Genomic DNA, 26,800 nt, shown 5'->3' with positions numbered 1-26,800 from the left:
GGCCCCGCGACCCGTGCCGCCCGGCGGTCCCGCCTCAGTCGAGGCTGACCGCCTCGGCCGCGTGCGACAGCCGCGAGTCGAACCGGCTGAGGAACCGCAGCAGCGGACCCGAGCGCAGGAGCGCGTTCCGGGCCCCGATCGCGAAGCCGCTCTTGGGGACGAGGAAGTCCAGACCGGGATCGGCGATCCCCTGGTTCGCGGTCGCGTACGGGCGCATCCGGCGCTCGTACGCGGCCAGGGCCGGCCCGGGCTCGTCGCGGCCCGCGAGCTCGGCGGCGAGGATGTACGCGCCGACGAGCGCGAGGCTGGTGCCCTGCCCGGACATCGGCGACGGGCAGTAGCCCGCGTCGCCGAGGAGCACGACCCGGCCCTTCGACCACGCGCCCATGCGGATCTGCGTGACCGAGTCGAAGTAGAAGTCCGGCGCGTCGGCGAAGTCGGCGAGGATGCGGTCGGTCTCCCAGCCCATCCCGCCGAACACCTCGCGCAGGTGCTCCCGCTGCGCCGCAGGCGCTTGCCGGTCCACCTCGGACTCCATGCGGGTCCGGTGGAGCAGCAGCGCCTTCGCCCCCTCCGACCGCGGCGTGTGGTACAGCGCGGCGAGCCGGCCGGGGGTGTTGAACAGGCGCGCCTCCCCGTTGAGCTCCAGCCGGTTCGGGACGGTCGCGATGCTGACGTACGAGTCCAGGAACCGGCGGAAGGGCCGCTCCGGCCCGAACGCCAGGGCCCGCGTGTTCGAGTGGAGCCCGTCGGCCCCTACGACGAGGTCGAAGGACTCCTCGCCGCCCGAGGCGAACCGGACCGACACCCCGTCGCCGAGGTCCTTCATGGACTCGATCGAGTCGCCGTACCGGTACTCGGCGTCCGGCGCGGCGTCGTGGAGCAGGCCGACGAGGTCGCCGCGGAGGATCTCCAGCGAGCGCTCCTCGGCCGAGACGAGGCCGGCGCCGAAGCTCGCGCGGGTGCGGCCGTCGGCGTCGACCATCGCGACACCGGTGATCCCGGTCTTCGCGGCGCGCACGCCGTCGAGCACGCCCATGCGCTCGGCGACGTCGACCGCCTTGCCGCGCAAGTCGATCGCGTACCCGCCGGTCCGCCGCGAGGCGGCCTTCTCGACCACGACGGCGCGGATGCCGCGGCGCCCGAGCCAGTGCGCGAGCGCGGGGCCGGCGATGCTCGCGCCGGAGATGAGGACGTTCCGTACTGCGGTCATGAGGGGTCCGTTCGCTTGCTGTCGGTGTCGTCGAAGCCCTGTTCGAGGAGGGCCAGGGCGCGGTCGATGTACTCGAAGGGGGGCGAATCGAAGCCGGCGTGGCACCAGAGGCGGAGCGCGCCGATGACGCCGCCCACGAAGGCGTGCACGAAGATCTCGGTCCGGAACGGGTCGCCGCCGAGGGGCCCGACGGCGGCCGCGATGAGTCGCGACTTCCGGTGGGCGTGGAGGACGTACGCGGCCTCGATCGCGGAGTGGCGGTAGACGAGCGCCACGCGCCGCCGGATCAGCCGGAGCTGCGCCTCGTCCATCCGGGCGAAGGCCGCGCGGAAGGTCCCGCGGAGCAGGGTCACCGGGTCGACCGCGGCGAACTCGGCGGCGAGCGGGCTCAGCGGCAGCTCGTCCTCCTCGTCCCAGATGACGAGCATCTCCTTGGAGCCGAAGTAGCGGTAGACGGTCCGAGGGGAGACCTCGGCCGCCGCGGCGACCGCCTCGATGGCGACGGCGTCGAAGCCCTGCGCCTCGAACAGGTCGAGGGCCGCATCCTGGATGCGGCGCATCGCGGCGAGCTTCTTGCGGTGCTGGAGTCCGTGGTCCATGGCTTCAGTATAGGCAGTCACTGCCAGAAGGCAGTGACTGCCTATCGATGGTCGGCGGGGATAATCCAATCAGCCCTTCGGCGACACCCCGCCGCGCCTCCCCGCGCGGCCCGCCGACCGCCACCCGGAAGGAGACCGACCATGACCGTCCTGGTCACCGGCGCGCGAGGCACCATCGCGCGTAACGTCATCGCGCACCTGATCCTCGCCGGCGCCCCCGTCCGCGCCGCCAGCCGCAACCCCGCCGACGTCGAGCTGCCGGGCGGGGCCCTGCCCGCCCTCGTCGACTTCACCCGCCCCGAGACCCTCGGCCCCGCCCTGGACGGCGTCGAGCAGGTCTTTTTGTACGCCGCCCACGAGGGCATGGCGCACTTCGTCGCCGCGGCGGAGGCGAGCGGCGTCAAGCGCGTCGTCCTGCTGTCCTCCGCGGCCGCCGCGGGGTCCGGTGACGACTGGATCGCCCGGGCGCACCGCGAGGCCGAGGCGCCCGTCGAGGCGTCGGGCCTCGCGTGGACGTTCGTGCGTCCCGCCGTGTTCGCCGGCAACGCCCTCTGGTGGGCCGACTCGATCAGGAGCGAGGGCGTCGTGCGCCTGCCCCACCCCGACGCGCCCGTCAACCCCGTCCACGAGCGCGACGTCGCCGACGTGGTCGCGACCGCGCTCCTCGGCGCCGGCCACGAAGGCCGGAAGTACTTTGTGGACGGACCGGGGCACCTGACGCAGCGCGAGCAGGTCGCCCTGATCGCCAAGGCGATCGGCCGCGGCATCGAAGTCGAGGAGCTGCCGCGCGAGGCCGCCGGGCACTCCATGCCCGCGCCCGTGCTCGACCTGCTCGAGGCCGCGTGGACCGATGCCCCGGGCCCGACCGCGGAGGCCGTGACCGGCCGCCCGGCCCGCACGTTCGAGCGGTGGGCCGCCGACCACGCCGGCGACTTCCGCTGAGCCTCAGCGCGCCCGGTTGAGCCGGGCCGCCTGCCTGAGCAGGTGGCGCAGCTCGGCCGCGCTCGCGGCGGTCTTGGACGCGGCCGTGTAGCGCCGCGCGGCCTCGGCCGTGTTCCCCGCCCGCTCGTGGAGGTACGCGGCCACGGCGTCGCGCCGCGGCAGCGTCGGGTCGAGGGCCTCGACCAGGCGCAGCCCGGCGAGCGGGCCGTCGACGTGGCCGACCGCGACCGCCCGGTTCAGGGCCACCACGGGGTGGTCCGGGCTGATCGCCGCGAGCTCGTCGTACCACTCGAGGATCTGCGGCCAGTCGGTCTCCGCCGCGCACGCGGCGTCGTCGTGGAGCGCGGCGATGGCCGCCTGGATCTGGTACTCGCCCAACCGGTCGCGCACGAGCGCGCCCTGGAGCACCGCCACCCCCTCGGCGATCATCGCGGTGTCCCAGCGGGACCGGTCCTGGAGCGCGAGCGGGACGAGCTCGCCCGCGGCGTCGGTGCGGGCCTCGCGGCGCGCGTGGTGCAGGAGCATCAGCGCGAGCAGCCCCGCGGCCTCGGGGTCGCCGGGGACGGACGCGACGAGCTGGCGCCCCAGGCGGATCGCCTCCGCGGCCAGGTCGGCGTCGCCGGGCCGCCGCTCGCCCGCGAAGCCCTGGTCGAACATCAGGTAGAGCACGCGCAGCACGGCGCGCACGTCGCCGGGCCGCTCGAAGCGCTCCCCGGCGAGGGTCCGCTTCGCCCGCGAGATCCGCTGCGCCATCGTCGACTCCGGCACCAGGAACGCCCGCGCGATCTGCGCCGTCGTCAGCCCGCCGACCGCGCGGAGCGTCAGCGCGACCGCCGAGGCGGGCGTGAGCGAGGGGTGGCAGCAGCGGCTCAGCAGGAGCAGCGTGTCGTCGGCCTGCCCGGCCGGGCCCGGCGACCGCTCGCGCCGCACGGCCACCTCGCGGAGCGCCCGCGCCGAGGCCGAGCGCCGCGCGTCGAGGAACCGCCGCCAGGCCACGGTCACCAGCCAGCCCTTGGGGTCGTCGGGGGCGTCGCCGTCCCAGCGGCGCACGGCCTCCACGAGGGCGTCCTGGACGGGGTGCTCGGCCGCCGCGAAGTCCGCGCCGCGGCGGACGAGGACGCCGAGTACCTGCGGGGTCAGGTCCCGGAGCAGGTGGTCGTCGAACATCGGCGCCGGGCTACTCGACGACCGGCGCGTGCGACAGGAACGGCCGGACCTCGATCCACTCGTGCAGCGGCCTCCCGTCCTTGCCCGGGGCCGACGAGAGGCGGGCCGCGGCCTCGTGGGCGCGCTCCTTGGAGTCGACGTCGATGATCATCCACCCGGCGATGACGTCCTTGGTCTCGGCGAACGGCCCGTCGGTGACGGGGGCGGCGCCCTCGCCGCCGTAGCGCACGAACTCGCCCTCGAACGCGAGCGCCTGCGCGTCGACGAACTCGCCGCGCTCGCGCAGCTCGTCGGCGACCGCGCCCATGAACGCGATGTGCTCGGAGATCTCCTCCGGCGTCCAGTCGTCCATCGGGGCGACCGCGTTCGGGTGCTGGACCGGTCCACCGCGGTAGTGCTTGAGCAACAGGTACTTGGCCATGACTGCAATCCTCCGTCCCGTGCGGCGTCCTTCGCCGCCGGCACCCCTGGGACGGAGCCCGGACGCGGTTCTCGACATCCCCGGGGGAATTCTCCAGAAGTTTTTTCTCCGCGTACCGGAGCCGCAGGTCCTGCGCGCGCCGGCCTCCGGGCACGGGAAAGGCCCGCCCTCCGCGACGAGCGCGGCGGCAGGCCTTGTGAAGTGCGGGGTCGGGACGGCGGCGCCTAGGCCCCGCCGTCCCGGTTCGCTTTAGAGCACGCGGATGTTCGCGGCCTGCGGGCCCTTCTGGCCCTGCTCGACGTCGAACTCGACGTGCTGGTTTTCTTCAAGGTCGCGGCGACCAGTTCCCTGGATGGCGGAGAAGTGCGCGAACACGTCCGCAGAGCCGTCGTCGGGAGCGATGAAGCCGAAGCCCTTGTCGCCGTTGAACCATTTCACAGTGCCAGTGGCCATGTGTTCCTCCTGTTGTGCGTCGGACCGTCAAGACGGCCCGACTTCTTCATTGGACCGCCGAGGCGGTCCAAATCCCACGCCGATGAATCCGGCGCGGAAGTCTGGTGCGGGGTGTCGGGGCATGCGGCGACCGGCCGCGGTTGCGAGACCGCGTGCCACAAAGTGATCCGTGTCGACTGGACGTCGGACCGTTCGATCGATGAGATGGTTCGCCTGATTCGTTGAAGGTTGAGAAACGCCGCTCTGCCAACTTGCCGGCGGCGTTGAGAAGCTTGCCCGACCCTACACCAACTCAGCGGCGCGTGACCCTGTGCAGCGCCTCTCGGCCGCGCTCGGGCAGTTCCGCGGCCGCCGACATCAGCGAATCCCGGGCGTCTTCGAGTTGCTCCAGGGCCCTGCGGTACCCGTGGGTCTTGTGGTGCCGGTCGTACGCGAGCTTGATCGCGACCACCGTCACGGCGGCGATGCCCGCGACCGCGACGGCGGCCACGATCGGACGGATGCCGCGCCTCGGCTCTGGCTGCCAGACGTCCTCGTCGAGCAGCTCTTTTCCATGCAGCTCACCGATGTCCGCGCCTTCGCCCCCCGCGATGTCGGACATCCGGATCGCGTCGGCCTCCGCCCCCGGGCCGGTGATCTCGTCGGTCGAATCCTTCTGTTTCGCCATGTTCTCCTCCTCCTTGACCCGGCAGGATTCCCCGCCCGGGGACCCGGGAAACCTGCCTCGGAAGCACTCGGATGTTCATGTCATCGGGATGATCACGTATCCTGAATCGGCGCGAGCGAAGGAGCGAACATGGCGAGACTCACACGAATCCAGCAGCAGGCCCGGACCCGCGCGGCGGTCCTGGCCGCCGCGCGGGACGAATTCGTCGAGCACGGCTACGGCCCGGCGAAGGTCGACCGGATCGCCGAGCGGGCCGAGCTCACCCGCGGCGCGGTCTACTCCAACTTCCCGAGCAAGCGGGCCCTCTACCTGGCGGTCCTCGTCGCCATGATCGAGCGCGCCCCCGCCGCCCCGGCCCCGGCCGCCCCGCGGTCCGCCGAGGACGCCCTCGGGCGGTTCGCCCGCGCCTGGCTGGAGCGGCTCCCGCTCGCCGGGGACACCGCCGCGGGCGGCCGCCTCCAGCTCCGCTCCCTGGTCGGCGTGGTGGACGACGACCGCGGCCGGGCCGCCCTCGCGCAGCTCGCCCGCCTGGAGGCCCTGCTCCTCGCCGTCGGCCTCGAATCGTGCGAGCCTGGCCGCCGGGTCCGCCTCGCCGAACTCGCCCTCACCTTCCTCTCCGGCGCGGGCCTCGTCGCCGAGCTCGCCCCCGGCTTCGGCGACCCCTTCGACCGGGCCCGCGCCTGCGGGCACCTCGCGTCCCTGGGCCTGGACGACGCCTGGGCGCCGCCCCACCTGCCGTTCGCCGCGCCCGCCGAAGCCGTCCGCGAGCCCCTGGCCGCGCCGGGCGGCCTCGTCGACCTCGTCTCCGGCGGGCCGGTCGACCCGGCCGCCGACGGCCTCGTCACCGTCCTCGGGATCGGCCGCCTGGCCGCGGCCGAGGACGCCGTCAGGTCCGCCGCCCCCGGCGAGCGGGTCACCGTCCTGGTCGCGGTGCCCGACCTTCCCGAGACGGGGAACCTCGTGCGGCTCAGAGTGAGCGACCTCACCTCGTGCCTGCGGGCGGTGTTCCCCGCGAGCGCCTGGCGGCGGCTGCAGGTCGCCGTCGCCGACCGGGCGGCGGCCGCCGCCCTCGGCGTCGAGGAGGTCGCCGACGACACCGAGGCGGCGCTGCGGGTGCGCGGCGGCGCCGTCACCACCCGCGGCACCGGCGTGGGCGCCGCCCACGCGGTCGCTCGGTCCGAGCGGACGGTCCGGTGAGCGTCCTCCACGCCCTCCGCTGCGGCGGCTACGCGGGCGTCGCGCGCCTCGCCGCCGCCACCGGGCTCGACCCGGCCGCCGTCGAGTCCGAGCTCATCGACCTCGGCGTCGCCGGCCTCGTCACCCGCATCGAGGGCGGCGCCTGGGGCCTGACCGGCCCGGGCCGCGCCGCCGACGCCGAACGGACCGCCGCCGAACTCGCCGCCGCGGGCGCCCGGCCCGCGGTCGCGGCCGCGTACGAGCGCTTCCTCGTCCTCAACCCCGAGCTCCTCGACCTCTGCACCGCCTGGCAGCTGCGGCCCGTCGACGGCGCCGTCGCGGTCAACGACCACGACGACCTCGCCTACGACACCCGCGTCCTCGACCGCTTCGCCGACCTCGACGCCCGCGCGGCCGGCGTCTGCGCCGCGCTGACCGCTGCCCTGCCCCGCTTCGGCCGCTACCCGGTCCGGCTGCGGGCGGCGCTCGACCGGGTCGCGAACGGCGACCTGGAGTACCTGACGGACCACACCGGCTCGTACCACGCGATCTGGGCCGAACTCCACGAAGACCAGCTCGCGACCCTGGGGATGCCGCGGTGACGTGGGTCCGCGCGGTCGACGCCGCCACCGAGGGCGGGCCGGAGGCGCTGGGAGGGAAGGCCCACGGGCTGGTGGCGCTGCACCGGGCGGGGCTGCCGGTGCCGCCCGCGTTCGTGGTGGTCGCGGAGGCGTGCCGCGAGTACCTGCGGGGCGGCGGGATGCCGGCCGGGCTCCGGGAGGAGCTGGCGGAGGCCGTGGCGGGGTTGACCGGCGCGGGGACGGGAGCCGGGCGCGGCGCCGGCGCGGTCGCCGTGCGGTCGGGCGCGGCCGTGTCGATGCCCGGGATGATGGACACGGTCCTGGGCCTGGACCCCCGTGAGTCCTCAGTGGAGGACGCCGTCGCCTCGGTGTTCGACTCGTGGAACTCGGACCGCGCCCGCACCTACCGCGAGCTGCACGGCGTGCCGCACGACCTCGGCACCGCGGTCATCGTGCAGGCCATGGTCTTCGGCGACCGCGACGAGCGCAGCGGCACGGGGGTCGCCTTCAGCCGCGACCCGAACACCGGCGGCGCCGAGCCGTTCGGCGACGTGCTGTTCGGGCACCGCGGCGAGGCGGTGGTCTCGGGCCGGACGGCGACGCTGCCGCTGCGGGCGCTCGCCGAGCGCGAACCGGCGGTGTGGCGGGGCCTGGCCGATGCGCTGCGCCGGATCGAGGGGCATTACCGCGACGCGTGCTACCTGGAGTTCACCTTCGAGTCCGGCGAGCTGTGGCTGCTGCAGGCCCGGCCGGGCCGGTTCGCGGGCGCGGCGGCCGTCCGGCTCGCGGTCGACCTCGCGGAGGAGGGTGCGATCACGAAAGCCGAAGCGCTGCTGCGGGTCTCGCCGCAGCACTTGCAGCGGGCGCGCACGCCGCGCCTCGCCGACGGGCACGAGATCCTCGCCCGGGGGATCGGCGCCTGCCCCGGCGTCGCCACCGGCCGGATATCGACCACTGTGGACGAGGCGGTCCGCATGGCTGCGGACGGGCCGGTGATCCTCGTGCGGCCCGAGACCTCGCCCCACGACATGAGCGGCCTGGCCGCGGCCGCCGGGATCGTCACCGAGCGGGGCGGACCGGCCAGTCACGCGGCCGTCGTCGCGCGGGCGATGGGCCGGCCGGCGGTGGTGGGCGTCGGCGGCTTCGAGCCCGTCCCGGGGGAGCTCGTGACGATCGACGGCACGAGCGGCGTGGTCGTGCGCGGCCGCGCTCCGGCCGTCGAGGACGCCGCCGGCCCGCACTTGGACCGCCTGCTCGGCTGGGCCGACGAGGTCACCGGAGACACCGGCCCTCGCAGCGAGGCGGAGCGGTTGCGCGCGGCCCGTGCCGCACTCACCGGCTGAGCAGCAGGCGTTCGGTGAGAGTCCGTGCCGACCGACGACCCTTCGGCCGGGACGTCCTGCGCCCAGGCCAGACGCGGCGGCTTCAACACCCGTGCCGTGTGGGTTCGAATCCCAACCCGGCTCACGGCTTCGCGCCGCCCGCGAAACCGGTCCAGCGCAGGGCCTCCGGCAGGTGGCCCATGTCGTTGAAGAGGATCACCCGCGGTGCGCCGCCGGAAGGGAAGTCGATCGCGGTGAGGCCGGTGTTCCCGGAGTTGAGGCCGAGCCAGCGCTCGGGCGGCGCGTCCAGGGCGTGGCGGAGCATCCAGGCGACCTGGTACGCGTGGGTGACGAGGACTTCGTGCACCTCGGTCGCCGCGGGCCCGGCGAACCGCTCCGTCAGCGCGGCGGCGAGGCGCGCGCCGGCCGCGGCCTCGGCGCGGTCGAAGCCGTCGAAGAAGCCGGCCCATTCGGGGAGCATCGGGTCGGGGACGTGCGGCACGTGGTCGACGAGCTCCGCCGCCTCCTCGGCCGGGACGCCGAGCCGGTCGGCGATGATCGCCGCCGAGGCCGCGGCGCGGGAGAGGGGCGAGTGGAGGACGGCGTCGATCGGCAAGGCCGCCAACCGGTCGGCGAGGAGGGCGGCCTGGTGCCGCCCGGTGTCGGTGAGTTCGCCGAAGGGGTCCGCCTCGCCGTGCCGCACCAAGTACAGGTGCCTGGTCGCCATGTGCCCCGCTCTCCGCGCCCCGAATGGCCGCTCAATTCGGATGATCTCAACATCTTAAATCGGGGCCGCGGGCCGCGCGCGCGGCGCCCCTCGCCGCCGCTCGTCTCCGCTTGCGGCAGAGACGATCCGGCGGCGACCGGCGCGCCGGTCGGCGTGCCGCAAGCCGGCGTGCTCCGGAGGCGAATCACCGCAAAGCCACTGCATATGGGCGTGGAACGGGCGGATCGCGGGTGAATCAGGCCACGCCGGGCGTCGCGGTCGGAGGTCGCGGGCGTCAATGGGGACGGACCCCCTGAACCGTCATGCGGATTACCACTCTTGTTAACCCTCAACGCAATAGCATTGTCCAACCATCTCGCGGGGGGAGCGGCCACCGTTCCTGAAGGGCCGCGCGAGCACAAGGAGAGCAAGCAAGTGAGCGAGACCCCCGATCACCCCGAACAGGCCGAGGAGTTCGACCTCGCGGCCTTCATGGCGGACTTCGAGAAGCGCATGTCATCGCTCCGTGGCGAGGCGCGGTCCGTGCGGCACCTGGTCGACGCCACCAGCGTCCGGATCGTCTCGGAGGGCGGGGAGGTGGCCGTGACGACGAGCATCGCGGGTGCGCTCGTCGACGTCGAGTTCCTGCCGCCGGCGACGTCGCTGACGCCGCTGGAGCAGGCCGCCCTGGTCGTCCGCACCTACGAGGAGGCGGCCGGCGCCGCCCGCGACCGCACTCAGGACATCGTGGCGGGCTTCGTGGACGAGTCCGCCCGCACCCGGGAACTCGCGCGCCGCCTGGTCCACGAGGCCCGGGAGCGCAAGCAGGCCCCCGAGCGGTAGCGACCGGGAAGCCAAGGCCGCCAAGCGCAATGCCCGGCGGCCTCGTGCGCGTCCGCGTCAGTCCCGCAGGAGCGGCAGCAGCTGGTCGCCCTGCCGTTCGATCTCCCGCAGGTACGGGGTGTCGGAGAGGACGAAGTGCGTGATGCCGAGCTCGCGGTACTTCCGCAGGGAGGCGGCGACGTCGGCGGGGGAGCCGACGAGCCAGGTGGTGCCCGCGCCGCCGCCGCCGAACTTGCCGGGGGCGGTGTAGAGGTTGTCGTCGAGAACCTCGCCGCGCTCGGCGAGGTCGAGGAGCCGCTGCTGGCCGACCGCGGTGCGGCGGTGGGCGTCCCGCAGGTACTCCTGGTTCCCGGCGGCCATGGTCGCGACCTTCGCCTCGGCCTCGGCCCACGCCTGCTCGGTCGTGTCGCGCACGAACGTGGTGATGCGCAGCCCGAACTCCAGGGGCGCGTGCTCGCGGCCGACCTCCTCGCTGAGCTTCTTGAGCCGCTCGATGCGCTCGCGCACGCCGTCGAGGGGCTCGCCCCAGAAGAGCTGCACGTCGGCCTCGGCGGCCGCGACCCGTTCCGCCGCTTCGGAGGCGCCGCCGAAGTACAGCCGCGGGTGCCGCCGCTCGCCGTCGGCGACGGGCTTGAGCTCCAGGGCCGAGTCGGTCACGGAGAAGTGCTCGCCCTGGAACGTCACGCGCTCCTCGGTCCAGAGGCGCCGCACGATCTGGATGAACTCCTTGGTGCGGGCGTAGCGGTGGGCCTGGTCGCCCTCGCTGTCGCCGTACGCGGCCAGGTCGTCCTGGCCGGAGACGATGTTGACCAGGACGCGGCCGCCGGTGAGGTGGTCGAGGGTGGCGGCGGCGGAGGCGAAGTTCGCGGGCCGCCAGTAGCCGGGGCGGATCGCGATGAGGGGCTTGAAGGTCGTGGTGCGGGCCGCGAGGGCGGTGGCGACGGTGAAGGTGTCGGGCCGGCCCCAGCTGGTGCCGAGGAGCGCGCCGCCCCAGCCGTGGTCCTCCAGGGCCTTCGCATGGCCGGTCAGGGTGTCCAGGCTGTTGTGGCCCTCGACGGCGTCGTCGCCGCGGTGCCCGGGCCGGGCCTGGTTGGGGATGTACCAGAGGAATTCGGCGCTCATGTGTCTCCTAGCTCAGCTCATCTATTCTATTTCTCCTATCGATGTAGTATAGATTTAGATGCGGCTACCATCCACCCCATCGGCGGGCCCCGGTCCGCGAACCACCACCGAGAGGCTGGCCCCATGACCTACGGCGCTTTCGAGCAGACCCACGCCGCCGCCGAGGACCGCTACGAGCGCCTCGCCTACCGCCGCGCCGGCCGCTCCGGCCTCGACCTGCCCGCGCTCTCCCTCGGGCTGTGGCAGAAGTTCGGCAACGACTACCCGTACGACACCCAGCGCGAGATCATCCTGCACGCCTTCGACCTCGGGATCACGCACTTCGACAACGCCGACCGCTACGGGCCCCCGCACCGCGCCGCCCAGCAGGTCTTCGGCCGCGTCCTCGCCCGGGACCTCGCCCCCTACCGCGACGAGATCGTCCTCTCCACCAAGGCCGGCAACCCCATCAGCCCCAGCCCCTACCACAAGGGAGGGTCGCGCAAGTCGCTCCTCAACTCGCTGGAGCACAGCCTCCGCGACCTCGGCACCGACTACGTCGACGTCTTCTACCACCACCGCCCCGACCCCTCCACGCCGCTCGAGGAGACCACCGGCGCCCTCGCCGACGCCGTGCGCCAGGGCAAGGCCCTGTACGCCGGCGTCTCCAACTACACCCCCGAGCAGGCCCACGACGCCGCCGAACTCCTTCGCGCCCAAGGCGTCCCGCTCCTGGTCCACCAGCCGCGCTACTCGGTCTTCGACCGCAGCCCCGAACGCAACGGCCTCCTCGACACCGCCGCCGCGGACGGCTTCGGCCTCGTCGTCTACTCCCCGCTCGCGCAGGGCCTCCTGACCGACAAGTACCTCCAGGACATCCCCGCCGGCGCCCGCGCCCAGAACAGCGCGTTCCTCAAGCCCGACGTCATCGACGCCACCTACCGCGAGCGCGCCGCCGCCCTCAACGACCTCGCGAAGGGCCGCGGCCAGTCCCTCGCGCAGCTCGCCCTCCAGTGGGTCCTGCGCCGCCCCGAGGTCACCTCCGCGCTCGTCGGCGCCAGCTCCACCTGGCAGCTCGACCACAACGTGCGGGCCCTCGACTTCCCCGCGCTCACCGACGACGAGCTCAAGCTCATCGACGAGCACGGCGTCCACGGCACCGGCCTGGGGATCTGACATGTCCGTGACCGCCCGCTACGGCGACCCCGCGGCCCGGCTCGACGCCGTCAACGACATCGTCCGCGTCCAGCTCGCCCACCGCTCCGTGCGCCGGTTCGGCCCCCGCGACGTCACCGAGGCCGAGCTGACCACCCTCGTCGCCGCCGCCCAGTCCGCGCCGACCTCCTCGAACCTCCAGCCCTGGAGCGTGATCGCCGTCCGCGACCCCGAGCGCAAGGCCCGCCTCGCGCACCTCGCCGGACAGCAGGACTTCATCGCCCAGGCGCCCCTGTTCCTGGTCTGGATCGCCGACCTCGGCCGCGCCCGCCGCCTCGCCGCCCGCCGCGGCGCCTCGGTCGACGCCGCCGACTACCTGGAGACGACCCTCATCGGGTTCATCGACACCGCACTGGCCGCGCAGAACGCCGTGACCGCCGCCGAGTCCCTCGGCCTCGGCTCGGTCTTCGTGGGCGCCATCCGCAACCGCACCGAGGAGGTCGCCGCGGAGCTGAAGCTCCCGCCGCACACCGTGGCCGCCTTCGGCCTCGCCGTCGGCGAGCCCGACCCGGACGAGGCCGCCGACGTCAAGCCGCGCCTCCCGCAGGCCGCCGTCCTCCACCGCGAGCAGTACACGGAGGCCGCCGACGACCACATCGACGACTACGACGGGCGGCTCGCCGCCTACAACGCCCGCTTCGGCCTGGCCGGGAACTGGTCGGACCGGGTGCTCGCCCGCCTGAAGGGCCCCGAGTCGATGGGCGGTCGCCACCGCCTCCGGTCGGTCCTCGAATCGCTCGGTTTTCCTTCGCGCTGAGGGGGAGAGGCCGTTCCCATCACCGTGGTGAGAACGGCCTCAGTGGAGTCGCGCCCTTGATCAACTTCTCCGGGCGTGCGAGGATGCGGTGGCGAGTGCCCAGTGTCCCCTCCCCGGAAGGACTCGTCCCGTGCGACGCGTATCCCGCCTGGTCGTCCCCGTCAACGCCGCCATGCAGTCCTCGGCCCGGCGCCAGGCCGCCGACCCCGACGGCTACTTCGAGAAGCTGGTCCGCCAGGCCGAGGACGCCTCCGGCGGCAGCGCCCGCGGCGACGAGGAGTTCCTGGAGGGGTACCGGTTCCTGCTCCGCCAGGTCGCCAAGGTCCGCACCATGTCCCCCCTGGGCTGGACCGGCTTCACCGCCGACATGAAGAGCCGCATGACGAACCGCTTCCGCGTGAAGCGCCTCGTCGCCGAGCACCCCCAGATCCTCGACGAGCCCATCGAGCGGCCCATCGTCGTCACCGGCATGCCCCGCACCGCGACCACGCTGGCGCACAAGATCCTCGCCTACCCCGAGGGCAACCGGGCCCCGCTCATGTGGGAGCTCCAGGCCACCGACCGCAGCGACATCGACCCGAAGGTCCGCAAGCGCCGCATCGCCGTCGCCCGCGCCTCCGCCCGCTTCGGGCACTTCTTCTCCCCGGTGCTCCCCGACATCCACGCCATGGAGCCCGAGTCCCCCGAGGAGTGCGTCTTCGCACTTCCCCACGGCCGCAACCTGCTCGTCACCTTCCGGATGCCCGGGTACCGCAACTGGCTCGACGAGCACGACTTCCTCCCCGACTACGAGTACTACAAGCAGGTGCTCCAGGTCCTCCAGTACGGCGCGCCCCGCCGCCGCTGGGTCCTCAAGTCCCCGTACCACCTCGAGCACCTCGGCGTCCTCATGAAGGTCTTCCCCGACGCCCAGATCGTGTGGACCCACCGCGACCCCAACACCGTCATGGGCTCCTGGTGCTCGCTCATGGAGACCGGCGTCGCCATCTGCAACAAGGAGTACGACCCCCACCAGATCGGCGAGGACTGGCTCGACATGCTCTCGCGCGTGGTCGAGAAGGGCCGCGACGTGCGCACCACCCTCGCCCGCGACCGCGTCATCGACGTCTCCTACCACCAGCTCACCGCCAACCCCTACGACGAGCTCCCCGGCATCTTCCGCCGCCTCGGCATGGACTTCACCCCCCGCGACGAGCAGAACCTCCACGACGTCCTCGCCCGCCCCGGCATGAAGCGCGGCCACGAGTACAGCCTCCGCCACTACGGCCTCGACCCCGACATGATCGACAAGGCCTTCGGCGACTACACCCGCATGGTCCACGCCATGCGCTGATCGCGTGCCGCCGCCCCCGCCGCGGCTTAGGATTGCGGCGGGAGGCGGCCAATGACCGATCTGACACCTGGCTTCCAGGGGCGCCGGCGCGCGGTGGACGACCGCGTGCCGCCCGGCCAGTACCTGACCGACGACTTCCCGGTGCTCTCCGCCGGGCCCACGCCGACGGTGCGGACCGACCGGTGGACGTTCACCGTGACCACCGAGACCGGCGAGCGCCGCGCCTGGACGTGGGACGAGTTCGCCGCGCTTCCGCACGAGACGCCCACGGTCGACATCCACTGCGTCACGCGCTGGTCGAAGCTCGACACGACCTGGCGGGGCGTCTCCGCGGACACCCTCCTCGCGGGCCTGGAGACGAAGGCCGACTACGTGGTCGTGCACTCCTTCGACGGATACACCACGAACCTCCCGTTCCAGGACATCACGGGCGGCCGTGCCTGGGTCGCCACCGGCTACGACGGCCGGCCGCTCCACGCCGAGCACGGCGGCCCGGCGCGCTTCCTCGTGCCGCACCTGTACTTCTGGAAGTCCGCCAAGTGGGTCTCGGGCCTGACCCTCCACACTGAGGACCGGCCCGGGTTCTGGGAGCGCGCGGGCTACCACGACTACGGCGACCCGTGGCTCGAGCAGCGCTACCAGGCGGGGTTCTGAGCGGCATGGGGCCCGGCCAGGAGAGCGGCGCGGCCGCGGGCGGCGGCCTGAGCGGGTCGGCGGGCGGCACCAGCGCCCCCGCGACGAGCGCCTGGCGGCGGGCCCGCCTGGTCGAGCGCCGAGTGGAGACGCCCACCGCCGTCACGCTCGTCTTCGAGCCCGAGGGCTGGCCCGGCCACCTCGCCGGCCAGCACGCCGACATCCGGCTCACCGCCGCGGACGGCTACACGGCCGTCCGCTCCTATTCGATGGCCGCGCCCGCGCGCGACGGTCTGGTCGAGTTCACGATTCAGCGCGTCGGCGACGGCGAGGTCTCCACCTATCTCTGCGACGACCTCCCGATCGGCGCGTACGCGGAGGTCAAGGGCCCCATCGGCGGCTGGTTCGTCTGGCGCGAGACCGACACCGCGCCGGTGCTCCTCGTCGCGGGCGGCTCCGGCATCGTCCCGCTGCGGGCGATGATCCGCCAGCGCCGCGACGCCGGCTCCCGCGCGCCGTTCCGGCTCGTCTACTCCGTGCGCACCCCCGCCGACGTCATCTACGCCGACGAGCTCGCCCGCCCCGACGCCACCGGCCTGGAGACCGCGGTCCTCTACACCCGCCGCGCGCCAGACGGCTCGACCCGCCCGCCGGCCCGCATCGGCCTCGCCGACCTCAACACCCACGGCTGGCCTCCGGACTTCCAGCCGACCTGCTTCGTCTGCGGCCCCAACGGCTTCGTCGAGACCGCCGCCAAGGCCCTCATCGCCCTCGGCCACGACTCCCACCGCATCAAGACCGAGCGCTTCGGCTGAGCGCGCCGCAGCCCCCGGCCTCTCGGTCGGGGGCTGCGACGTGCAGAGAGACCGGCGCCGTCGCTACCGGCGGGTGAGCGCCTGGAGCGACACCGCGGACGCCCACAGCCAGATCAGCGACCCGCCCGCGAGCATCCACCGGTAGTCGCCGATCGCGAGCGCCACAGCGGTGAGCGTCACGTACACGACCGGCACCATGTAGCACGCTGCGCGCCAACCGGTCCGGCCTTCACGGGCGAACCGGCGTGCCAGGACGAAGCACGCGACGAGCAGCGTCAGCCCGGCCCCGGGGGCCGCGAACGCGTGCAGGATGCTGTGCCAGCTCTGCGACGCCGGCGCGCCGTCGGGCGTCCCCGCCGGGAACCCGAACGCGGGATCGGCGACGAACACGCCGCCCCACACGAGCGCGATCCCATACAGCCCGAACAGCCTCGGCCCCCATTTGGACCCGGGCCCGTCGGCGAGCGCCCGGCGCAGGCCCACCGCGCCGAGGACCGCGAGCAGCCCGGACACGATGAAGTTCGTGATCTGGATCCACCCGTGCTCGCCGACGCTCAACAGGCTCAACGGATGCAGCACCGGATCGAACCCCTCCCGCGTCGCGGCGAGCACCAGGGTGGTCCCGACGAACAGCGGCGCGGCGGCCGTGCCGCACCAGAGGCGGCCTTTTGAGACGGTGGAAAGTGGACGGACGACAGTGATGGCGGTGGCGGTTGTCATGACGAGTGCTCCCTGGGGTGGTGAACGAGTGGTGCCCGTATTGACGACGGACCGCCCGCGGATTCATCGCCCATGACCACCGTCACTCCCGCGCCCGCCGCATGCGCGTGGGCGCATGTGTGTGTGGATACGCGCCCGTCGCATGCTCGCGGGCGCATGCGGCGGGCGCATTCCGCCCTGCCCCGGCAGCGCCCGCACTACACTCGCTGCCATGGCGGAGCAACCGAAGAGCGTCGACGAATACCTCAACGCACTCGACCCCGCGCCCCGAGCGGAACTCGAACGCATCCGCGCGCTCGTGACCCGGCTCGTGCCGGACGCCGAGGAGACGATGAGCTACGCCATGCCGACCCTCAAGTACAAGGGCCGCGCCCTGGTGTACTTCACCGCCTCCAAGAAGCACATGAGCCTCTACCCCTCGTCCTGGGCCATCGAGGAGCTGAAAGACCGCCTCGCGCCCTACAAGACCACCGAGCACGCCGTCCAGTTCACCCTCGACAACCCCCTCCCCGACGACCTCATCGAGGCCCTCGTCCGCAACCACGTCCGCGACATCGACACCGACAGGCAGCGGTAGCGCCGCCTACTCGGAGCGGTCCGGGACCGGAGCGAGGTCGGGAGCACCGGGGATCGGTTCGACCGCGCCGAGGACGCTGAACGCGCCTTCGTCGAGCTCGTCGCTGTCGAGGACGACCTGACCGTGCGTGCCGTCCGGCGCCACCAGGGTCCACCGGTACTCCTCGGCCGCTTCCGGAGCGACGATCACGCGCTTGCGGGTGCGGGTCGCGAGTTCGATCGCGATCGCCACCGGGTCGGTTCGGCCGGTGTGCTCGGCGAAGGGCTCGAAGGCCACGAACTCGGCGGAGGCCCCCGGCCCGGAGCCGGCCGCAACCTGGGCGAGCACCGGTTCTGCGACCGGCGCGATGAAGGTCTGGCCGTTCCAGAGCTCGATCGACTCGCGGGGGATCGCGAACGCCTCGGCGGCGGCCTGCGCCACCGCTTCCAGCTCCACCGGTTCGATGAAGACGACCGTGTAGTCACGCATCGAGGTCTCCCTGCCCTTGTTCGAAGACGCTCCGGGCCCGGGCCCAGGTCTCGTCGGTCATGTGCCGCTGGAACCTCGCGACCTTCGGGTCGCGCTCTGCGGCGGCCCGGTCTCCTCCGTGCGCGAGCAGGCCCTTGAGCGCCGTGAACTCCAGTCTGTCCATCTCGACGAACCCGTCGCCCCTCACAGGGTAGACCGTGCCGGACGGGGTCTCGATCCCGTAAATGCGATCGCCGACCTCGTAGAGATTGTCACGGACATGCCGCGCCCGACCCGATCTGATCGCCCCGATGTCGGCATCGGTGTCGACGCGCGGGAGCACCACCGTGTTCTTCTCCTTCGCCGGGCTGTTGATCCGGATCTGCCCGAGCAGATGGCGCTTCCCCACCCGAGTCGGCTCGGTCGATGCCGCAGGGCCCTTCAACGGTCGCGTCGAGTCTCCGGTTCCCGCGCCGATCTGGCCTCCGCCAGCGGCTCCGGCCAGTAAACCCTTCAGGGCCTCGATGTGGGATCGGAGCGTGTCGAGGGCGTCGGCGAGGGCGTTCGCGTGGCTGGCGAGCTCCTGGGCGCGGTCGCTGGCGGCTTTCGCGTGGCCGGTCTTGCCGTCCAGGCCGAGGGCCGCGAGGGCGCCGATGAGGCCGTCGATCACGTCCTTCGACGCGGTGATGCCGCTCGTGAGTTCGCGCGCCTGCTCGGCATTGCCGCCGACAGATGCGGAGGCCTCCTCGACGCTGGGCATCCGCACTCCTCACACCCGAACCGATGACGCTCAGCGACAACCATATGCGTGCATCGCGAAACTTGCCCTCAGTCGGACCCTGGCGCCTCACCCATCCGGTTCTCGGGGACACACAGCCACGTTCACCTCTGCTCTAATCAGGATCGGCAGTGAGGTCGCGCGGAGGTGCAGTACGTCGTGAACTTCAGATGGAACGCGGACGGACTCTCGGAGCCGGCCAAATCGCTCTGGGCCAAATCACCTCAAGGGCGACATGGCAGCTCCTGGATGCCCTGGTTCCGGCACAGCGCCGACGCCGCCGAGGTCGCCGCCCACCTGTTTCTTCGCTTCCTGCCGGTCTCGGTCCGAAGGCTGATCGCCGAAGCGCTTCCCGGCGGCGAACCAGACGCACTCGCTTTGACCGCACTGGTCGCAGCGCTGCACGACATCGGGAAGGCCACGCCCTCTTTTGCGTTCGCCCTGGGATCGCCCTCGATGGTCAATCGCATGGAGGGCGCGGGTTTCACGGCTCGTCAACGAGCCCTGGCGATCCGCCGGGACGGTCGCCACGAGCTCACCGGCATGATCATCTTCGACGAATGGCTTCGGGAGCGCCACGGCTGGGATCCCGACCGCACCCGCCAGCTCAGTGCCGTCGTCGGCGGCCATCACGGCATTCCGCCCAGCGAGCATCAGTACCGGCACGCGACGGACAACCCGCTCCTGCTCGGCCGGTCGCGGCACGACACGCCCCTCTGGGCGGCGACGCAGAACGAACTGCTCGACTGGGCCGCCGCATCGGTCGGCGCCGACACCAGGCTCGCCGACTGGGCGGAGGTCGAGCTGCCGCAGCCGGTGCAGGTGCTGCTCACCGGGTTGGTCGTCATGGCCGACAACATCGTCAGCAATCACGTGCTGTTCCCGTACCGCACCGACACCGTGTTCGATTCCGACCGGATCGTGAACGGTGTCGGGTCGCTCAACCTGCCCCGCCCGTGGATCGCGACCGCACCCGTCGCCGCACCCGACCTGCTCGCCACCCGTTTCGGAATCGAAAGCGACGAAGGCCTGCGGCCTATGCAGAAGGCCGTGCTCGATGCGGCCTCATCCGTGAGCGAACCTGCCTTGATGATCGTCGAGGCCGCGATGGGCAGCGGCAAGACCGAGGCGGCGTTCCTCGCGGCAGAGGCCCTCGCCGCGAGATTCGGCGCAGGGGGCATCTTCTACGCTCTGCCGACTCAGGCGAGCGCCGATGCGATCTTCGCACGCGAACTCGAATGGGCCGTCCGGCTCCCCGGCGCCGCACCGACGAACTACAGCATCGGACTCGCTCACGCGCGCGCACACCACAACTCGATGTTCACCAGCCTCTTCAAGCGGGGCACGTCCGCTGCGATCGCGCAGGACCACGACGCCGACGAGCGGGAGCTCAACGCGCTCATCACGCACTGGTGGTCGAGCGGCCGCAAGACCTCGTTCCTGTTCAACAACTTCGTCATCGGCACCATCGACCAGCTGCTGTTCACCGCCCTAAGAGTCCGGCACCTGCCCCTGCGGCACCTCGCGCTCGCCGGGAAGGTCGTCATCGTTGACGAAGCCCACGCCTACGACGTCTACATGGGCGAATACCTCGACAAGGCGATCGAATGGCTCGCTTCATATGGAGCCTCGGTGATCATCCTGTCCGCGACGCTCCCGGCCCGGCGACGCCGCGAACTCGTCCAGGCCTACGAGCGGGGGAGGACGGGCCCGCCACCGCCGATCGGCCGCCGCACGCTCGCGCCGCCTCCGAGCGAGGCGCCCCATCCGGAGCTCGACGGCGACATCGGCTATCCGACCATCGTCACCGCACACCCCGGCAAGCCCGCGGACATCAGGACGGTGAAGGAGTCCGGCAGGACGACCCGCATCGAGGTGCGCACACTCGACGACCGCGGCCGCACCAAGCTCATCGCCGCGCTCCGCGAGGAGCTCGCCGACGGCGGTTGCGCCCTCGTGCTCCACAACACGGTCGCCCGCGTCCACAAGACCGCCGAAGCCCTGCGCACGTTCTTCGGTGCGGCCAACGTGACCGTAGCCCACTCCCGCTTCACTGCGCCCGACCGGGCCGAGAACGACCAACTACTGCGGTCCCGCTTCGGTCCGCCCGGTAGCACCGGAGAACGGACCGACCGCCCCACCAAGCACATCGTCGTCGCCAGCCAGGTCGCCGAGCAGAGCCTCGACCTCGACTTCGACGTGCTGTTCACCGACATGGCCCCCGCGGACCTCGTCCTCCAGCGCATGGGCCGCCTCCATCGGCACCACCGGCCCTGGCGCGACCGGCCCGCCCGCTGCTACCTCATCGGCGCGGACTGGACCGCGGACATCCCGCGGTTCGCCAGAGGCTCGAACTTCGTCTACGACCAGTGGACGCTCCTGCGGTCGACCGCCGTGCTCCTGCCCTTCGCCGAGGACCGCGAACCCCTCGAACTCCCTCGGGACATCTCCCGCCTGGTTCAGGAGGCATACGGCGACAGAGAGATCGGCCCGGATCGATGGCAGGAGGCACTCAAGAACGCCGACCATGAGCGCCGCAAGAAGCAGCAGCGCAAACGCGAGGACGCGCGCCAGTTCCGCATCGCCTCACCCGGCCGCCCCGGCGAGGACCTGATGACCTGGCTGACCCGATCCAGCCCGATCAGCGACGACGAGAGCAACGAGGGCCGCGCGATCGTCCGCGACATCCCGGTCGACGTCGTCGAGGTGCTCCTCGTGGCCCGAGACGGCGACGAGTACAGCACCCTGCCCTGGTTGCCCGACCACCTCGGCCGGCCGATCCCCGTCACCGAGCCTCCTGAGGAGGACGTCGCCAAGACGATCGCTGCCACCACCCTCAGTCTCCCGATCAGGCTCTCCGGCGACGCGATCCGCAAGGAGATCAAAGCGCAGCAGGAACCGATCGGCGAATGGTCCCGATCGCCGTTCCTCACCGATCAGCTCATCCTCGCCATCGACCTCGCCGAGGGGACCGACCTGGGGGATCACCACCTTCACTACGACCGACGCGACGGATTGCGAGTGTGGAAGCGTTGGGCACCGGATTCAATCTCATAGACGAGCCGTGGATCCTCGCGCAGCGCCGCGGCGGCTCCGTGGACACCGTCTCGCTCCTCCGTCTCTTCGCCGATGCTGAGGACTACGTCCGTTTGACAGGCGACCTTCCCACCCAGGCGCTTCCGATCCTGCGTCTGATGCTCGCCATCGTGCACCAGGCGGTGGACGGCCCCCGGGACCGGAGCCACTGGCTCGACCTCTGGAAGGCGGAGGGCCTGCCCCTCAGAGCGATCGAGGACTACCTGAACGAGCACCGGCACCGATTCGACCTGGTACATCCGAAGTCCCCGTTCTACCAGGTCGCCGACCTCGACATCAAGCGAACCGAACGCAGTCTCGCGGTCTTCATCGCCGACGTCCCGACCGGAGACCCGAAGTACGCCACCCGCGCCGCCGAAGGGCTCGCCCGTATCGGACTCGGCGAGGCAGCGCGCTGGCTCGTCCACTGCCACGCCTTCGACGTCGCGGGCATCAAAGGCGCCGCGTTCGGAGATCCGCGAGCGAAGAAGGGCAAGAGCTACCCCATCGGACCGGGATCGCTCGGACTCCTCGGCGCCGTCTACGCCGAAGGCGCCAATCTCGCCGAGACGATCCTGCTCAATCTCATCCCCGACGAATTCCTCAGCCGACGTGGAGAACTGGACCCCACCGACGTGCCCTCCTGGGAACGCGAGCCGCACGGCCCCGGCCCGGAGCAACGGGACGGGGAAGGGATCCCGAGGGGACTGCGAGACCTGTACTCCTGGCAGTCCCGGCGGGTTCGGCTCTTCGTCGAGGAGAAGAACGTTGAGAGCGTCATCATCTGCCAAGGTGACCGCCTGCAGATCCTCGACCAGTTCCGCAACGAGCCCATGACCGCATGGCAGCGAAGTCTTCCCCTGGAGAAGCAGACGAAATCAGCGGACCCGATGTACATGCCGAGAAGGCACGATCCCGCACGCGCCGTGTGGCGAGGCCTCGCCGCCACACTCCAGTCGATGCCGAAGCGCGCCGCCCGCGGCGTCCCGAGCATGCCGCCGTTGATCATCGACTGGATCAGCGAGATCTCGAACCGCCTCGGCCGCACCAAGCGCATCGGGTACCACGTCACTGGAGTCGTATACGGCAAAAAGAACGTTTCTATCGCCGAGGTCATCGACGACCGGCTCACTGTTGCGGCCGCCGTGTTCGACCCCGAGGACCGCGAACTCGCCAACACGGTCACCCAAGCCGTGCGCGACGCCGATCGCTCTATCGGGGCGCTCGCCAACCTCGCTCGCGGCCTCGCCCGAGCCGCGGGCGACCGCGACGGAGTCGAGGGCGCGGCCGCCCGTGCTTCAGAGTCCGCGTATGCCGCCCTGGATGTCGAATACCGGGACTGGCTCGCCGAACTGGACCCTGACTCCGACACCGATGCGGCCGCCACCGAGTGGCAGCGCTCGGTGCGACGCGCCGTCCTCACACGGGCCGAGCAGCTCGTCAACACCACGGGAGCCGCAGCATGGCGCGGTCGGACCATCGAGAAGCGGCTCGTCAACAGTTCGATCGTCCAGAACGAATTCCAACGCAGGCTCTACCGCCTGCTCCCGCTCGCGTACGCGAAACCGGGCGACCCGACCGATGAGAACGGAGGCCGCTGAATGGTCGACCCGCCCTCGACCCCCTCCCCGCCGATCCGCCGCCCACTCAGAACCAGGACGGTCTCTGAGTTCGGCCGGCACGTCTCCGGAGTCGTGGGACGACTCCAAGCCGGCTACCTCGAAAAGCGCCCGAACTCGATCAGCTCGCTGGCCAGATTGCGCAACTCCGTCAACTTCGCGCCGGGCGCCGCGAAGTCCGCCGAGGCGATCTGGCTGCCGTCCGAACTCCTCGGCGCGGAGTACGTCAGACCCGACGAGCCGAGTCACACGGAGACCGCACTGCACACCGCGGTCACGCTCTTCGCGGTCCATCAGCAGTCCCAGGCTGAGCGAATGCACCGAAGCGGCGTCACCTTCGCCGCTGCGGTGCAGCGGCTCGCGCTGGGAAGCAGCAACGAGGACACCGTGCACCGGCGATTCGCGGCGATCGGCTCCGCGGTCGACTACAGCGAGCTGGTCTACCACGCACGCGGTCTTGTCACGCAGCTCCGCGGCGAGAAGATCGGCTTCGACTATGGACTCTTCGCGGACGACCTGTGCACGTTCCAGAGTCGGACCAGTCCGGCTTCCGGGCTCTCCGGAGCCGAATACGTGCGCGCCCTCTGGGGGCGCGAGTACTGGCGGGCGAGGCCGAAGCCGAACGGTTCAGACGACCCCGACACGGCCGAGACCGCCGACGCCGATGACGCCTACAACGACGAGCAGGAGTAACCATGCCCCGCACGATCATCGAGTTCCATGCCCTCCACACCGTCCCGCCGTCGAACCTCAATCGCGACGACACCGGCTCGCCGAAGACCGCGGTCTTCGGCGGTGTCCGCCGCTCCCGCGTGTCAAGCCAGTCCTGGAAGCGCGCGATCCGGCTCGACTTCCGCGAGACGCTCGACTCGACCGACCTGGGTTGGCGCACCAAGCAGATTGTGCGCCTCGTCGCCGAACGCGTCATGACGATCTCGAATATCGACGGACCGACGGCGCGCGACCTGACGGTGAAGGCGTTCAACGCGGGGATGATCGAGGTCAAGATCCAGAAGAAGGGCGACGAGATCGAGGAGTCGGGTTACCTGGTCTTCCTCAGCCGCAACCAGATCAATGAGCTCGCCGAGGCCATCGCCACCGCGTTCGGGAAGGGCGAGAAGCTTGGGAAGAAGCAGGTGACGGAGATCCTGAAAGCCAACAACTCCATCGACCTCGCCCTCTTCGGCCGCATGGTCGCCAAGGAGAAGTTCCTCAACGTCGATGCGGCATGCCAAGTGGCCCATGCCATCAGCGTCCACGGTGTCGCGACAGACTACGACTACTACACCGCCGTCGACGACCAGAAGGACGAGGAGGCGGAGTCCGGTGCCGGCATGATCGGAACGGTCGAGTTCAACTCCGCGACGCTCTACCGATACGCGAACCTCGACGTGGACCGACTCCGCGAAAACCTCGGCGACGACGCCGCGACTACGAGGGCCGCAGTGGCGTTCACACGTAGCTTCATCCGCGCGATGCCCTCAGGAAAGATGAACACCTTCGCGAATCGGACCCTCCCCGAAGTGGTCCTCGTGACCGTCCGCGACAGCCAGGCGATCAACCTGGCCGGCGCGTTCGAGCAGCCCATCGCCGAGACCAACGGCCGCCTCGAGCGCACGTGCGAGGAACTGCGGAATCACCTCGTGGAAGTCGCCAAGACCTATGGAGAGCGACCGCTCAAGATCTGGACCGTCCGCCTCGGGAACCGGACCAAGGCTCTCGCGGAGACCGGCGACCAGGTCGACCTCCAGGGCCTCCTCGACGGCGTCGGCGCACTCGTGTCGGACCGGATCGGGTCCTGATGCCGAGCAGGACGCTATTGATGACACTTGCGGGACCCATGCAGTCGTGGGGCACCGCAGGCCGCTTCGCTCGGCGGACCACCGACCTGGCGCCCTCGAAGAGCGGCGTCATCGGCCTGCTCGCGGCTGCCAAGGGCATTCGCCGCACCGAGCCAGAAGCGTTGGCCGAGTTGGCGAAGCTGCGCTTCGGCGTTCGGATCGACCAGCCCGGCTCCCTCCTGCGCGACTACCAGACCAGCCACTCCTTGGATGAGCCGCATCGCGACGGAACCGTTGCGGAGCGCTTCTATCTGGAGGACGCCGTATTCCTCGCAGCGGTTGAGGGCCAGGACGATGTGATCGACGATCTCGCAGAGGCCCTGCGGCGTCCGTATTTCCAACTCTTCCTGGGCCGCCGGTCCTGCCCACCGTCGCAGCAGGTTCTCCTCGCGTCCGTCTCGGAGCCGCTCGAGAAGGCCCTCAAGGGTCGGCCCTGGGCCGCGTCGAAGCACCATCGCCGGGGTCGCGAGACATCGGTCAAACTCTGGATGCTGTGCGACGCGCAGCCCGATGAGCGGAGTGACACCGTGCAGGATGTACCACTCAGCTTCGATCCTCGGTACCGGAGATACGGCTGGAGGCAGGTACACCGGGTATCCGTCGAGGTCGCCAATCCTGATGCGGACAAGCCTCGGCATGATCCCTTCGCGCTCTTCGACGAGCTGGAGGGATGACATGTACCTCACCAGATTCCGCTTCAACACGGCCCGGAGAGGGGCGCGCGACCTTCTCGAAGGGCCACAGCGCATTCATGCCGCGGTGCTGCACGGATTTCCTGACCCCGAACGCCTCCAGGACGAATCGGGTCGTGTCCTCTGGCGCGTCGACCAGACCTCTCGACATGATGCGCTGCTGTACATCGCGAGCCCCGACGCGCCTGACCTTACGCACTTGGTGGAGGAGGCCGGTTGGCCCGCCAGGAGCGCCGACGATGGATGGGACACGCGCTCCTACGACAAGCTCCTTGCGCGACTGGAAAATGGTCAGCTGTGGGCTTTTCGCCTGACCGCCAATCCAACCCGCCACCAACGGGTTCGTCAAGATGGCCCGAGGGTGTGGACGCCGCTGATCGATCCAGGCCAGCAACTGCAATGGCTCCTGGATCGGAGTCAGGCCCGCGGCTTCACGATCCTGTCGATGGAGAACGGTGAGCCCATCGTTGCCATTCAGGAGAGTTCCTGGCTCTACTTCACGAAGCTGGAAGGTCGCCGTGCAGTGACTCTGCGGTCGGCGACATTCGAAGGGCTGCTGAAGGTCTCCGATGCAGATGCCCTTCGCCGAAGCTTGACATTCGGAATCGGCAGGGCAAGAGCATACGGGTGCGGAATGCTGACACTCGCGCCGCTCCACGGCGGCAGGTGACCCACTCAACGCGTTGTTTGAGAACTCAACAGTGGAAGCCCCGCACCCGCGGGGATGAGCCCGCCTGGCACGCGGCGAACCCGCAGACGTGGACGGAAGCCCCCGCACCCGCGGGGATGAGCACCTGCCCGCCCATCTCGTCGCGGGCGATCTCGAGGAAGCCCCGCACCCGCGGGGATGAGCCCTCCAGCGCGTTCACGTCCGAGACGGTCATCAAGGAAGCCCCGCACCCGCGGGGATGAGCCGGGGGAGTCGTCGAACAGGGTCTCGTCGCTCATGGAAGCCCCGCACCCGCGGGGATGAGCCGTCGGCGCGGGTGGCTTGGTCAACGCGGTCGAGGGAAGCCCCGCACCCGCGGGGATGAGCCCCAGGGTCCTCCTGGCCCAGGCGGCGCAGGATCGGAAGCCCCGCACCCGCGGGGATGAGCCGATGCCGGC

General features: G+C 71.3%; 28 protein-coding genes and 1 CRISPR repeat array. Of the genes, 17 read left to right on the top strand and 11 right to left on the bottom strand.

Annotated elements, in window-relative coordinates; translation table 11 throughout:
- Positions 1-34: 34 nt before the first annotated feature.
- Complete coding sequence (locus ABD419_RS00835; RefSeq protein WP_344480572.1) at positions 35-1,213, bottom strand: FAD-dependent monooxygenase; 1,179 nt, start codon at positions 1,211-1,213, stop codon at positions 35-37.
- Entirely contained in the window at positions 1,210-1,812 is a 603-nt protein-coding gene (locus tag ABD419_RS00830) for a TetR family transcriptional regulator (protein WP_344480570.1), read from the bottom strand. The genes ABD419_RS00835 and ABD419_RS00830 overlap by 4 nt, the downstream gene beginning before the upstream one ends.
- 141 nt (positions 1,813-1,953) lie before the next feature.
- Here ABD419_RS00830 and ABD419_RS00825 point away from each other — a divergent pair, with 141 nt between their 5' ends.
- Positions 1,954-2,754 carry an SDR family oxidoreductase gene (locus tag ABD419_RS00825; RefSeq protein WP_344480567.1) on the top strand — a complete coding sequence of 267 codons (801 nt, stop codon included), beginning with the start codon at positions 1,954-1,956 and terminating at the stop codon, positions 2,752-2,754.
- Positions 2,755-2,757: 3 nt separating this feature from the next.
- Here the strand turns inward: ABD419_RS00825 and ABD419_RS00820 are convergent, their stop codons facing one another.
- The 4 genes from ABD419_RS00820 to ABD419_RS00805 all read right to left on the bottom strand — a co-directional run bounded on the left by ABD419_RS00820 (position 2,758) and on the right by ABD419_RS00805 (position 5,462).
- Positions 2,758-3,921 carry an RNA polymerase sigma factor gene (locus ABD419_RS00820; RefSeq protein ID WP_344480565.1) on the bottom strand — a complete coding sequence of 388 codons (1,164 nt, stop codon included), beginning with the start codon at positions 3,919-3,921 and terminating at the stop codon, positions 2,758-2,760.
- Between the two features lie 10 nt (positions 3,922-3,931).
- Positions 3,932-4,342, bottom strand: a complete 411-nt coding sequence (locus ABD419_RS00815; RefSeq protein ID WP_344480562.1) for a YciI family protein — start codon at positions 4,340-4,342, stop codon at positions 3,932-3,934.
- Positions 4,343-4,591: 249 nt separating this feature from the next.
- A complete protein-coding gene (locus ABD419_RS00810) occupies positions 4,592-4,795 on the bottom strand; it encodes a cold-shock protein (RefSeq protein WP_091051883.1) in 204 nt (67 codons plus the stop codon).
- Between the two features lie 292 nt (positions 4,796-5,087).
- Positions 5,088-5,462: a hypothetical protein gene (locus ABD419_RS00805; RefSeq protein WP_344480551.1), complete on the bottom strand. Its 375-nt coding sequence runs from the start codon at positions 5,460-5,462 to the stop codon at positions 5,088-5,090.
- Positions 5,463-5,591: 129 nt separating this feature from the next.
- Between ABD419_RS00805 and ABD419_RS00800 the strand changes: the two genes are divergently transcribed.
- From ABD419_RS00800 to ABD419_RS00790, 3 genes are read left to right on the top strand one after another with little or no spacing between them, the layout of a single operon-like run.
- Positions 5,592-6,659, top strand: a complete 1,068-nt coding sequence (locus ABD419_RS00800; RefSeq protein WP_344480548.1) for a TetR/AcrR family transcriptional regulator — start codon at positions 5,592-5,594, stop codon at positions 6,657-6,659.
- Positions 6,656-7,240, top strand: coding sequence for a transcriptional regulator (locus ABD419_RS00795; RefSeq protein ID WP_344480546.1), 585 nt, complete (start codon positions 6,656-6,658; stop codon positions 7,238-7,240). Before ABD419_RS00800 ends, ABD419_RS00795 begins: the two co-directional genes overlap by 4 nt.
- Positions 7,237-8,562 carry a PEP/pyruvate-binding domain-containing protein gene (locus ABD419_RS00790; RefSeq protein WP_344480544.1) on the top strand — a complete coding sequence of 442 codons (1,326 nt, stop codon included), beginning with the start codon at positions 7,237-7,239 and terminating at the stop codon, positions 8,560-8,562. Before ABD419_RS00795 ends, ABD419_RS00790 begins: the two co-directional genes overlap by 4 nt.
- Positions 8,563-8,683: 121 nt before the next feature.
- Here the strand turns inward: ABD419_RS00790 and ABD419_RS00785 are convergent, their stop codons facing one another.
- Positions 8,684-9,268 (bottom strand): histidine phosphatase family protein, encoded by a 585-nt coding sequence (locus tag ABD419_RS00785; protein ID WP_344480543.1) that lies wholly within the window; start codon positions 9,266-9,268, stop codon positions 8,684-8,686.
- A 414-nt stretch (positions 9,269-9,682) separates the two neighbouring features.
- Here ABD419_RS00785 and ABD419_RS00780 point away from each other — a divergent pair, with 414 nt between their 5' ends.
- The gene (locus ABD419_RS00780) at positions 9,683-10,090 is read left to right on the top strand and encodes a hypothetical protein (RefSeq protein ID WP_344480541.1); all 408 of its coding nucleotides are present in this window, start codon (positions 9,683-9,685) and stop codon (positions 10,088-10,090) included.
- Positions 10,091-10,147: 57 nt separating this feature from the next.
- Here ABD419_RS00780 and ABD419_RS00775 read toward each other — a convergent pair whose 3' ends face one another.
- The gene (locus ABD419_RS00775; protein WP_344480538.1) at positions 10,148-11,212 is read right to left on the bottom strand and encodes an LLM class flavin-dependent oxidoreductase; all 1,065 of its coding nucleotides are present in this window, start codon (positions 11,210-11,212) and stop codon (positions 10,148-10,150) included.
- A gap of 123 nt (positions 11,213-11,335) precedes the next feature.
- Between ABD419_RS00775 and ABD419_RS00770 the strand changes: the two genes are divergently transcribed.
- From ABD419_RS00770 to ABD419_RS00750, 5 genes are all read left to right on the top strand, one after another.
- The gene (locus ABD419_RS00770) at positions 11,336-12,367 is read left to right on the top strand and encodes an aldo/keto reductase (protein WP_344480535.1); all 1,032 of its coding nucleotides are present in this window, start codon (positions 11,336-11,338) and stop codon (positions 12,365-12,367) included.
- Position 12,368: 1 nt separating this feature from the next.
- Positions 12,369-13,163: an NADPH-dependent oxidoreductase gene (locus ABD419_RS00765; protein ID WP_344480532.1), complete on the top strand. Its 795-nt coding sequence runs from the start codon at positions 12,369-12,371 to the stop codon at positions 13,161-13,163.
- 130 nt (positions 13,164-13,293) lie between these two features.
- Positions 13,294-14,496, top strand: coding sequence for a sulfotransferase family protein (locus tag ABD419_RS00760; protein ID WP_344480529.1), 1,203 nt, complete (start codon positions 13,294-13,296; stop codon positions 14,494-14,496).
- A gap of 51 nt (positions 14,497-14,547) precedes the next feature.
- A complete protein-coding gene (locus tag ABD419_RS00755; protein ID WP_344480526.1) occupies positions 14,548-15,150 on the top strand; it encodes a sulfite oxidase-like oxidoreductase in 603 nt (200 codons plus the stop codon).
- 5 nt (positions 15,151-15,155) lie between these two features.
- Positions 15,156-15,944 (top strand): ferredoxin reductase, encoded by a 789-nt coding sequence (locus ABD419_RS00750; protein ID WP_344480523.1) that lies wholly within the window; start codon positions 15,156-15,158, stop codon positions 15,942-15,944.
- A 63-nt stretch (positions 15,945-16,007) separates the two neighbouring features.
- On the opposite strand, the gene ABD419_RS00745 is transcribed toward ABD419_RS00750, so the two are convergent.
- Positions 16,008-16,664 (bottom strand): DUF998 domain-containing protein, encoded by a 657-nt coding sequence (locus ABD419_RS00745; protein ID WP_344480520.1) that lies wholly within the window; start codon positions 16,662-16,664, stop codon positions 16,008-16,010.
- Between the two features lie 211 nt (positions 16,665-16,875).
- Between ABD419_RS00745 and ABD419_RS00740 the strand changes: the two genes are divergently transcribed.
- Positions 16,876-17,241 carry an iron chaperone gene (locus tag ABD419_RS00740; RefSeq protein ID WP_344480518.1) on the top strand — a complete coding sequence of 122 codons (366 nt, stop codon included), beginning with the start codon at positions 16,876-16,878 and terminating at the stop codon, positions 17,239-17,241.
- A gap of 6 nt (positions 17,242-17,247) precedes the next feature.
- On the opposite strand, the gene ABD419_RS00735 is transcribed toward ABD419_RS00740, so the two are convergent.
- Together ABD419_RS00735 and ABD419_RS00730 are read right to left on the bottom strand one after the other, a co-directional pair.
- Entirely contained in the window at positions 17,248-17,709 is a 462-nt protein-coding gene (locus ABD419_RS00735; RefSeq protein WP_344480516.1) for a hypothetical protein, read from the bottom strand.
- Complete coding sequence (locus tag ABD419_RS00730) at positions 17,702-18,448, bottom strand: hypothetical protein (RefSeq protein WP_344480514.1); 747 nt, start codon at positions 18,446-18,448, stop codon at positions 17,702-17,704. Before ABD419_RS00730 ends, ABD419_RS00735 begins: the two co-directional genes overlap by 8 nt.
- A gap of 165 nt (positions 18,449-18,613) precedes the next feature.
- Between ABD419_RS00730 and cas3 the strand changes: the two genes are divergently transcribed.
- From cas3 to cas6e, 6 genes are read left to right on the top strand one after another with little or no spacing between them, the layout of a single operon-like run.
- Positions 18,614-21,523, top strand: a complete 2,910-nt coding sequence (gene cas3, locus ABD419_RS00725; protein ID WP_344480511.1) for a CRISPR-associated helicase Cas3' — start codon at positions 18,614-18,616, stop codon at positions 21,521-21,523.
- Complete coding sequence (gene casA, locus ABD419_RS00720) at positions 21,490-23,142, top strand: type I-E CRISPR-associated protein Cse1/CasA (RefSeq protein ID WP_344480508.1); 1,653 nt, start codon at positions 21,490-21,492, stop codon at positions 23,140-23,142. The genes cas3 and casA overlap by 34 nt, the downstream gene beginning before the upstream one ends.
- Positions 23,143-23,853 (top strand): type I-E CRISPR-associated protein Cse2/CasB, encoded by a 711-nt coding sequence (gene casB / locus ABD419_RS00715; protein ID WP_344480505.1) that lies wholly within the window; start codon positions 23,143-23,145, stop codon positions 23,851-23,853. It abuts the gene before it with no gap.
- Positions 23,854-23,855: 2 nt separating this feature from the next.
- Positions 23,856-24,962, top strand: coding sequence for a type I-E CRISPR-associated protein Cas7/Cse4/CasC (gene cas7e / locus ABD419_RS00710; protein WP_344480502.1), 1,107 nt, complete (start codon positions 23,856-23,858; stop codon positions 24,960-24,962).
- Entirely contained in the window at positions 24,962-25,675 is a 714-nt protein-coding gene (gene cas5e / locus ABD419_RS00705; RefSeq protein WP_344480499.1) for a type I-E CRISPR-associated protein Cas5/CasD, read from the top strand. The genes cas7e and cas5e overlap by 1 nt, the downstream gene beginning before the upstream one ends.
- Position 25,676: 1 nt before the next feature.
- Positions 25,677-26,363, top strand: coding sequence for a type I-E CRISPR-associated protein Cas6/Cse3/CasE (cas6e, locus tag ABD419_RS00700; protein WP_344480496.1), 687 nt, complete (start codon positions 25,677-25,679; stop codon positions 26,361-26,363).
- Between the two features lie 33 nt (positions 26,364-26,396).
- A CRISPR array of direct repeats spans positions 26,397-26,791; the repeat unit is 28 nt; unit sequence GGAAGCCCCGCACCCGCGGGGATGAGCC.
- Between the last annotated feature and the right edge of the window lie 9 nt (positions 26,792-26,800).

Origin of the sequence: Glycomyces endophyticus, from assembly GCF_039531525.1 — a bacterium.
Taxonomy (GTDB): domain Bacteria; phylum Actinomycetota; class Actinomycetes; order Mycobacteriales; family Micromonosporaceae; genus Glycomyces; species Glycomyces endophyticus.
Note: the sequence above shows the minus strand (reverse complement) of the source record. Positions and strands in the feature narration are given on the sequence as shown.